At 66.9% G+C, this 6556-nt stretch carries 7 protein-coding genes and 2 pseudogenes; 3 read left to right on the top strand and 6 right to left on the bottom strand.

Annotation, left to right across the window (positions count from 1 at the left end; genetic code table 11):
• Positions 1–148: 148 nt before the first annotated feature.
• The 5 genes and pseudogenes from K789_RS22505 to K789_RS0106460 all read right to left on the bottom strand — a co-directional run bounded on the left by K789_RS22505 (position 149) and on the right by K789_RS0106460 (position 2528).
• Complete coding sequence (locus K789_RS22505) at positions 149–646, bottom strand: hypothetical protein (RefSeq protein ID WP_024366050.1); 498 nt, start codon at positions 644–646, stop codon at positions 149–151.
• Positions 647–765: 119 nt separating this feature from the next.
• A complete protein-coding gene (locus tag K789_RS0106475) occupies positions 766–1029 on the bottom strand; it encodes a GlsB/YeaQ/YmgE family stress response membrane protein (RefSeq protein WP_024366049.1) in 264 nt (87 codons plus the stop codon).
• Positions 1030–1187: 158 nt separating this feature from the next.
• A pseudogene (locus K789_RS0106470) lies at positions 1188–1521 on the bottom strand (aldo/keto reductase); the annotation flags it as partial.
• Positions 1479–1688: a dodecin gene (locus K789_RS0106465; protein ID WP_024366047.1), complete on the bottom strand. Its 210-nt coding sequence runs from the start codon at positions 1686–1688 to the stop codon at positions 1479–1481. The gene K789_RS0106465 and the pseudogene K789_RS0106470, both read right to left, overlap by 43 nt.
• Before the next feature lie 96 nt (positions 1689–1784).
• Positions 1785–2528 carry an SGNH/GDSL hydrolase family protein gene (locus K789_RS0106460; protein ID WP_024366046.1) on the bottom strand — a complete coding sequence of 248 codons (744 nt, stop codon included), beginning with the start codon at positions 2526–2528 and terminating at the stop codon, positions 1785–1787.
• Positions 2529–2867: 339 nt separating this feature from the next.
• Between K789_RS0106460 and K789_RS0106455 the strand changes: the two genes are divergently transcribed.
• Positions 2868–3125, top strand: coding sequence for a metal-sensitive transcriptional regulator (locus K789_RS0106455; RefSeq protein WP_018774886.1), 258 nt, complete (start codon positions 2868–2870; stop codon positions 3123–3125).
• Positions 3126–3161: 36 nt separating this feature from the next.
• Here the strand turns inward: K789_RS0106455 and K789_RS0106450 are convergent, their stop codons facing one another.
• Complete coding sequence (locus tag K789_RS0106450) at positions 3162–3872, bottom strand: FadR/GntR family transcriptional regulator (protein WP_024366045.1); 711 nt, start codon at positions 3870–3872, stop codon at positions 3162–3164.
• A 145-nt stretch (positions 3873–4017) separates the two neighbouring features.
• On the opposite strand from K789_RS0106450, the gene K789_RS0106445 reads away from it, so the two are divergent.
• Positions 4018–5571, top strand: a complete 1554-nt coding sequence (locus tag K789_RS0106445) for a four-carbon acid sugar kinase family protein (RefSeq protein WP_024366044.1) — start codon at positions 4018–4020, stop codon at positions 5569–5571.
• Positions 5572–5600: 29 nt separating this feature from the next.
• Positions 5601–6505: pseudogene (locus K789_RS22500) on the top strand (NAD(P)-dependent oxidoreductase).
• The last annotated feature ends 51 nt before the right edge of the window (positions 6506–6556 follow it).

Here is a 6556-nt window from a genome sequence, read left to right as displayed (position 1 = left end):
GAGCCGGCGGCAGGCGTCGAGGACCGCCGAACTGTTCATCCGCAATGGACTCACGGCCCGGGTTGCCAGTTCCACGAAGCTGGACGCCACGGTTGTCATCGGAACAGCGGTGAGGGGTTCGCCCCTTTAGCCAGGAGACCCGGTGTGGCTAGGAAACCTTGTCGGGATCGACGTTGGTCGCGGCTCCGGCGGGGGTGGCGCCGCCTTCGTCGGACCAGTCCTGGCCGTGCTGGTCGTTGAGGGCAGGGTCGGACTCGACGTCGGACGCGGCCGGCGTAGCGGACGTCCCAAGGTTAACGGTTACCGGGTGGGTGCTGTGCGCGGGGACGCCGGCGTCGGCAGCGGCCGAGGCGGGGCCGTCGTTCGAGTTCCCATTGTCGGCTATCCCACTAGGGCTGTTCTCACGCCGGACGGCCGAACCGATCACTGTACCGGCGCGGCGGGCCGCCTCGCCCAGTTGCTCAGTCACCTCCGGGGCCTTTTCCTTCACTGCTTCGGCCGCCGCGGTCACCTTGTCCTGGACCGGCTGGCTTTCCCACAGGGCCGACGCGCGTGCTTTGAGCTTCTCGTACGCTGCCCGTCCGGACCGTGACCCGAGAACGTAGCCTGCGGCGATCCCGGCTCCGAAAAGAAGTTTGCCTTTCATGCTGTCCTCCTGCTGATCGGTGGTGCTCAAAATTGGTGTTCAGTAAATCCTGGTGAGGCCGTGTGCCAAAAAACCGGCCCCGGGAAAAATCCCGGGACCGGTTTTCGGTCGCGTCAGCTTTAGCGGGCTGAACGCTTGGAGATCATGCCGTAAACGAGCAGGACGATGATCGCACCGCCGATGGCCAGGAGCCAGGTCGACAGCGAGAAGAACTCGTTGATGCCCACGCCGAACAGCGCGCCGCCAATGAAGCCACCCAGGAGAGCGCCAACGACGCCAAGGATCAGCGTGATGATGAGGCCACCACCCTGACGGCCCGGGAGGATTGCCTTAGCGATTGCACCGGCGATAAGGCCCAGAATCAGAAATGCGAAAAAACCCATTTTTATCGTTCCTTCTTCTTCATAGAGGAGGCACCCGGATTGCCGGGTGCGCTACATCCTTCTGCCTCAATACTAATCATGCTTAGTATAAAAGAGCCACTTGAGCGCCGTGAAACTTCCGCAGGCGCTCTATTTCGGGCCTCTTGACCAGATCTGCCGTAGTCCGTTTGCAGCCGCTTCAGCCTCGCGTCCAGGCCGCGCCGGATGTTCAGCGCGGAAGGCCTCGACGCGTTGGGCCGGTCCGCCCATGGTCCCGTAGAGCTTCGTCGCCGGCACGGTACGTTCGCGGCGTTCTCCGCCGGTGGCAAACCAGCGGCCCAGGATTTCCTCGGTGCGGCCCCGGTGGCCGGCGGCTCCGTAGACGTCCGCGGTGTCAAAGAAATTGATGCCCGACTCCAGCGCCAGGTCCATGATGGAGGGTGGCGGAACGTGCGGGCCGGCGTCGGAGGTTAGCGCTCCAGGCGGAACCCGAGCTTGATGGTGACCTGCCAGTCGGCGACCTCTCCGTTTTCGAGGTGCCCGCGGACTTCCTTGACTTCGAACCAGTCGAGGTTCCGCAGGGTCTTGGCCGCCTCGGCGATGCCGTTGCGGACGGCGGCGTCAATGCCTTCATTCGACGTTCCGACAATTTCAGAAATGCTGTAAGTGTGATTAGACAACTTCGCTCCTCGTGATCGCCATCGATACCAGGCGGTGGGCCGTTCCTGCAGATTAGCCGACAGATTGCGGCGGGACTAGGGTCGGGCGGCCGGGCCTCAGGATCCGGAGACCGGCCCCGGCTCGGGACGCTTGGGCACCAGCGGCGGCGCGTCGGGCCGTTTCCGGACCCGACTGACCATCCAGGGGAGCAGGTAGTTGGTGAACCAGGCGAGGTCTCCGGCCTTGCTTTCCCGCCAGGTTCCGGCCGGCATGGGCTTGGGCTCCAGCGGGCTTAGGGTGTGGGGGACGCTCAGGGATTCCAGCACCATGGCCGCGATGGTGTGGTGCCCCATCGGGGAGAAGTGCAGGCGGTCCGGGTCCCACATCCGCGGGTCGGAGAGCTGGCGCAGGGACCACAGGTCGGCGATCACGCCGTGATGGCGCGCGGCGATGGTCCGGATGTTCTCGTTGAAGACGGCCACCCGGCCCCGGTTATGGCCCAGCAGCGGCGTGTCGCCCCAGTCCGGACCCGTGAAGAGCACGATGGTGGCGCCTGTGGCGCTGAGCATGCCCACTGCTGCGTCGAGAGCGGCGGCCATCCTGTCAGGATCGCTCCGGTGGAAGACAATATCGTTTCCGCCGGCCGAAAGCGTGACCAGGTCCGGCTTCAGAGAGATCGCAGGTCCGAGCTGCCGGTCCAGGATCTCACGCAGGAGGAGCCCGCTGACGGCAAGGTTGGCGTAACGAAAATCCGGCTTCCCCCCGCTGAGTTCCTCGGCGATACGGTCCGCCCAGCCCCTCATGCCGCCGGGACTCAGCGGTTCCGGGTCCCCGAGGCCCGAGGTAAACGAATCGCCCATTGCGACATAGCGGCTCCACGGCCCCGAGCTCCACGGCCCCGAATTCCACTGTCCCGTCTGCGGTCCCCGGTCCCGCCCCAGGCTTCGTCCCGGCGCGGCGCCCCCTGCGCCGGCCCCGCCGGCGCCAGAATCCAGGAATCCGGCGGCGTTCACACACCCAGCAATACGCCGAAAATTCAGGGTTCACTAGGTACTTAGGTCCCTAGCCGGGGCGGGCCCGGGGGAGTGCCCGCAGCCCGACGCAGGGCGGAGAGAGGCGGATCATACCCTGCAGGGTACCGGTGATACATAGGGGGGTATATCATGGAAAGTAACCCTGTTGATCCCGGAGGAACAAAAATGGAACTCGATCCCACCGACATGAAGCCCGTCATCAATCGACTTCGCCGAGCCCAGGGGCAGCTTGCCGCCGTCACGCGGATGATCGAAGAGGGCCGCGACTGCAAGAGCGTCGTCACCCAGCTGGCAGCCGTCTCCAGCGCGCTGGACAAGGCCGGATTCTCGATCATCGCCACCGGCCTGCAGCAGTGCATGCAGCAGGAGGACCCCAGCCTGGACCGCGCCGAACTCGAGAAGCTCTTCCTCTCGCTCGCCTGAGCGCCGCCCCAGGCCGCCTGGCGTTCCGCCGGCGGGTCAGGCCTGGCGTTCCGCCAGGACGTAGGTCTTGAGGTCATCCAGCGTCTGCTGCATGTGCGCGTCCATGGCGTCCCGGGCCCGGTGCGGATCCCGCGTGGACAGCGCCTCCACGATTTTCTGGTGATGGCCGATTGCGTGCGCCTGGATGTCGCGCACCTCGGACGTCTGGGTCCGCCGCTTTTCCAGCACCCGGTGCAGCGGCGCGAACAGTACGGCCACAAAAACATTCTCCGACGCGCGCAGGATGAGGTCGTGGAAGGCGAGGTCCGCCGCCACGAACGCGGCGACGTCGTGCTTTTTGTGCGCCTCGCGCATCGATTCCAGCTGCCCGCCGAGGGTCTTGAGGCCGGCGTCGTCGATCCGGCCTGCTGCCAGCTCGCAGGCGCCTGTCTCCAGCATCCGGCGCAGCTCGATCAGCTGGACGGCTGCCACGGCGTCGTTTTTCCCCTCTGAGGCTGCCCGGAGGACGGCCTCGAGGGAGGCCCAGCGGTTCAGCGGGTTCACAAAGGTTCCCCGGCCGCGCTCCACGCTGAGGATCTGCTGGGCTTCGAGGGTCTTCATCGCCTCGCGGACCGTCATGCGGCTCACCTCGTGGCGGGCGCTCAGCTCCAGCTCGCCGGGCACGGCCGTCCCGGGCGGAAATTCGCCGGCAATGATGCGGTCCAGCAGTTCATCTGCCACGACGCCGACCAACGATTTCCTAGCCAATTTTCCCCATTCGCCGTCACCGAGTTGCCTGACGGACAAGTCTACTTGCGCGTCTTTGTGCCGTATGCCACACTAGCATTCGAACGTTAGATGTCAGACATCTTACAAATCATCGCCGCAGCAGAGTTCCCACAATGGAGTGCAAGTGCCCTTTGAATCAGAGCTTTTTGAAGCAGACGTGCTGGCCGCCTTCCCGGCAGAGGTCCCGATTCCCGCCCGGACCGTCGCCGACGCCCTCGCGTCGTCGTCCCAGCCGTCCCCCCGGATCCTGGTGGTGCTCGACGACGACCCGACGGGTACGCAGTCCGTCGCGGACCTGCCGGTCCTCACCCGCTGGGATGTCGCCGATTTCACCTGGGCCTTCACCCACCTCATCAACGGCCGCCGCCAGGACGCCGTTTACGTCCTGACGAACACGCGGAGCCTGGACCCTGCCGAGGCTGCCGCCCGCAACGAAGAGGTGGTCCGGAACGCCCTCACGGCAGCCGCCCTCGAAACCGACGGTGCCGGGTCCAGCGGCGCCGATTCCAGCGGTGTCAGTTCCAGGCTCCGCCTCGCGTTCGTCAGTCGCAGTGATTCCACCCTCCGCGGCCACTACCCGCTGGAGCCGGACACGATCGCGGCAACCATCGCTGCTGTCAGCGGCGAGGTGACGGACGGCGTTGTGATCGTCCCGGCATTCCCCGACGCCGGCCGCGTCACCGTCGGCGGCGTGCACTACATGCGCGGCACCGGCGAGGACGCCGGCAAGCTCACCCCGGTGGCGGAAACCGAATTCGCCAGGGACGCGAGCTTCGGGTTCGCGAACTCCGAACTGGCCAAGTACGTCGAAGAGAAGTCCAAGGGCCGGTTCCCGGCGGATTCGGTGATCGTGCTGAGCCTGGACGTCATCCGCGCCGCAGGCCCGGACGGCGACCCCCAAATCTCCGCGGACGCCATTGCGGACGCCATAGACGCGGCCACCGGCTCCACCCCGATCGTGGCCGACATCGTGACCGAAAATGATTTCCGCGCCCTCGCGCTGGGCCTGGAGGAAGCGGAACGCCGCGGGAAGAAGCTGCTCTACCGCGTGGGCCCGCCGTTCGTCCGCGGCCGCATCGGCCAGGAAATCCGCACCGAGCTTAGCGGCGAGGAGGCCTATGCGGGCAACACGCCCTCCGTCGCCGGCGGCCTGATCGTGGTCGGCTCGCACGTCGGTGTCACTACCCGCCAGCTCAAGGCCCTCGTCGAACAGCACAGCGCCGCGCACATCGTGGAAATCGACGTCGAAAAGCTGCTCGGCGGAGACTCCGCGGTCTACCTGGACGGCATCGTCCGGGACGTCGTGGAGTCCCTGCACAGCGCCGACGTCATCCTCCACACCAGCAGGCTGCTCATCAAGACTGACGACGCCGCCGAGAGCCTCCGGATCGCCCGCACCGTGTCCGCCGCCGTCGTCGCTGTGGTGAACCGGACCCTGAAGACGTTCCCGCCGCGATTCGTCATCGCCAAGGGCGGCATCACGTCCTCGGATGTGGCCGCCCACGGCCTGGAAATCCGGCACGCGATCGTCCGCGGCCCTATGCTGCCTGGCATTGTCAGCCTCTGGGAGCCCGTGGACGGGCCCGCGAAGGGTATTCCCTACGTTGTCTTCGCCGGCAACGTGGGTGACGACGAGTCCCTGGCCCAGGTCACCCGCAAGCTCAGCAACACTTTCTGATCCCCACCTGCCCCAACCCACTCATTTCAATGGAGAAAACCATGAACTACAAAGTGACCGTCCTCGGCCTGGGCGCCATGGGACTGCCCATGGCCACCCGGCTGGCAACCCGGCTGACCGTCCACGGCTTCGACATCGCCGAGCCCCGNNNNGGCTCGCCGAAGACGCCGGGGTCCGCACCTTCGCCTCCGCCCGTGAAGCGGCCGAAGGCGCCGACGCGCTGCTGCTGGCCGTGCGCAACGGCGAGCAGCTGGACGACGTCCTTTTCGGCGAAAACGGCGTTGCCTCGGCCCTGTTGCCGGGCGCCGTCGTGATCCTCGGCAGCACCGTCGGCACCGAGGCCATTCCCGCCACCGTCGCGCGGCTGGCGGAATTCGGCGTTTCCCTCGTTGACGCGCCCCTTTCCGGCGGACCCAAGCGCGCCGGCGAAGGCGACCTCCTGATCGTCGTCGGCGCCGAACCGCAGGCGCTGGAAGCGGCCCGGCCGGTCCTGGAACTCCTCGCCTCCACCCTGACCGTCGTGGGGGACAAGCCCGGCGACGGGCAGGCCCTCAAGACCGTCAACCAGCTGCTCTGCGGGATCCACATCGCCGCGGCAGCCGAGGCAATGGCCCTCGCAGACGCCCTTGGCCTGGACCAGGCCAAGACCCTCGCAGCCCTGGAAGCCGGCGCCGCCGGGTCCTTTATGCTGTCCAACCGCGGGCCCCGCATCCTCGAGGCCTACACGGAAAACGGCGCGGAGGTCCTCAGCCGCCTGGACATCTTCGTCAAGGACATGGGCATCGTCGGCAAGGCCACCCGCGCCGCCGGCCTTGCCGCGCCGGTGGCCGCCGCCGCCGAGCAGCTCTACCTCCTCGGCCAGGCCCAGGGGCTCGCCGCCGCCGACGACTCCGCGGTGATCAAGGTTGTCGCGCCCACCAGGCGCACCGCCTAGGCCCTCCCGGCCACCTCAGACCCACCCCGATTTCCCCAAGCCCGACGACGG

Source organism: Arthrobacter sp. TB 26, assembly GCF_000427315.1.
Classification (GTDB): Bacteria; Actinomycetota; Actinomycetes; order Actinomycetales; family Micrococcaceae; genus Arthrobacter.
Note: the sequence above shows the minus strand (reverse complement) of the source record. Positions and strands in the feature narration are given on the sequence as shown.

Coding starts and splice junctions, on each gene's coding strand:
- K789_RS22505 (WP_024366050.1), bottom strand. CDS start 646: ATGAAAGGCAAACTTCTTTTCGGAGCCGGGATCGCCGCAGGCTACGTT.
- K789_RS0106475 (WP_024366049.1), bottom strand. CDS start 1,029: ATGGGTTTTTTCGCATTTCTGATTCTGGGCCTTATCGCCGGTGCAATC.
- K789_RS0106460 (WP_024366046.1), bottom strand. CDS start 2,528: ATGGGCGATTCGTTTACCTCGGGCCTCGGGGACCCGGAACCGCTGAGT.
- K789_RS0106455 (WP_018774886.1), top strand. CDS start 2,868: ATGGAACTCGATCCCACCGACATGAAGCCCGTCATCAATCGACTTCGC.